This window comes from Roseibaca sp. Y0-43 (assembly GCF_020667835.1).
GTDB lineage: Bacteria > Pseudomonadota > Alphaproteobacteria > Rhodobacterales > Rhodobacteraceae > Roseinatronobacter.
Map to the genome: position 1 here is coordinate 1 of NZ_JAFMPR010000042.1, position 900 is coordinate 900.

Consider the following 900-nt stretch of genomic DNA (forward strand, 5'->3'; position numbering starts at 1 on the left):
GGGGCTACTCGACAGCCTCGATGAACCGCCCGTATTCCTCGCTCACTTCCCTGGCATCCACAAAGGCTCGCGCGCGCTCCTCGTCGATGCAGCGGAAATACTCCTGCACGTCGGCGATGTAGGCCTCGAAATCCCCCCGGATCAGGTCCGCGTAGGCGCGCATGTCATCTTGGGACGCGGGCAGGAACGGCCGTTCCGGCGGGATGCAGGCATAGGCCGGGCCACTCACCACAAGGACGGTGATCAGCAACGCCAGGGGGATGTTGCACGCACAGGACATGTGCAGGGCAAAACTCCTTTGCCGCCTTTAAGATCACGACTTTGTCAGCTATCACCGTTATCGGAGCAAGGCAATCTGCGTCAAGTCGTTTTAATTGTCTTGCTATCGATCATGTTGTCTTGTATCGCCCGCGGTGTTGCGACCCCGTGGGCCCGAGACTGCACTTCACGCAGAAAAAAGGACCCAGGGAAGGCCATGATAGAAGAAGCACCGAATGTGGTTACAGAAGACGGGCTGCGCGGCCTCCTTGCCGAAGGCTACCTCATCGAGGTGGTCTGCAAGGAAGGCGCCGAGAAGCGCCATAACAGTTGGTACGGCGCCTGGGTCATACGTGCTGTCGCCCCGGATGGTGGCGACGACAAGATGCTCGTCACCAGCCGCAGCGTTCTCAAGTTGCGCGATTTCAAGACCATCGTCGGCCTTGTCAGCTTCCTTGCCGACATGGGCTGCACGACTGCCAGCATCCCGCTCGTCGAGGGTGCCCGCGAACGCCATGCAGCCCCCGGGCGATCGCCCGAGCCGCGGACCGGTCCGGTTCTGGTCAAGGACAACTGACCGCGCGTTTGCGCTCGTCGTGCTACTCGGTACAGGTGTTTGTTCCGCACCCTTGGCCGCGTATG

2 protein-coding genes are annotated in these 900 nt (G+C 61.1%); one reads left to right on the top strand and one right to left on the bottom strand.

Annotated features, from left to right (window positions below; all coding sequences use genetic code 11):
* Positions 1-4: 4 nt before the first annotated feature.
* Positions 5-280 carry a hypothetical protein gene (locus J1C52_RS15010; RefSeq protein WP_370633278.1) on the bottom strand — a complete coding sequence of 92 codons (276 nt, stop codon included), beginning with the start codon at positions 278-280 and terminating at the stop codon, positions 5-7.
* Positions 281-475: 195 nt separating this feature from the next.
* Between J1C52_RS15010 and J1C52_RS15015 the strand changes: the two genes are divergently transcribed.
* Entirely contained in the window at positions 476-835 is a 360-nt protein-coding gene (locus J1C52_RS15015) for a hypothetical protein (protein ID WP_088716109.1), read from the top strand.
* Positions 836-900: the final 65 nt, after the last annotated feature.

What these genes read in the sequence shown, in the direction of transcription:
- J1C52_RS15010 (WP_370633278.1), bottom strand. Translation starts at nt 280, where the DNA reads ATGTCCTGTGCGTGCAACATCCCCCTGGCGTTGCTGATCACCGTCCTT.
- J1C52_RS15015 (WP_088716109.1), top strand. Translation starts at nt 476, where the DNA reads ATGATAGAAGAAGCACCGAATGTGGTTACAGAAGACGGGCTGCGCGGC.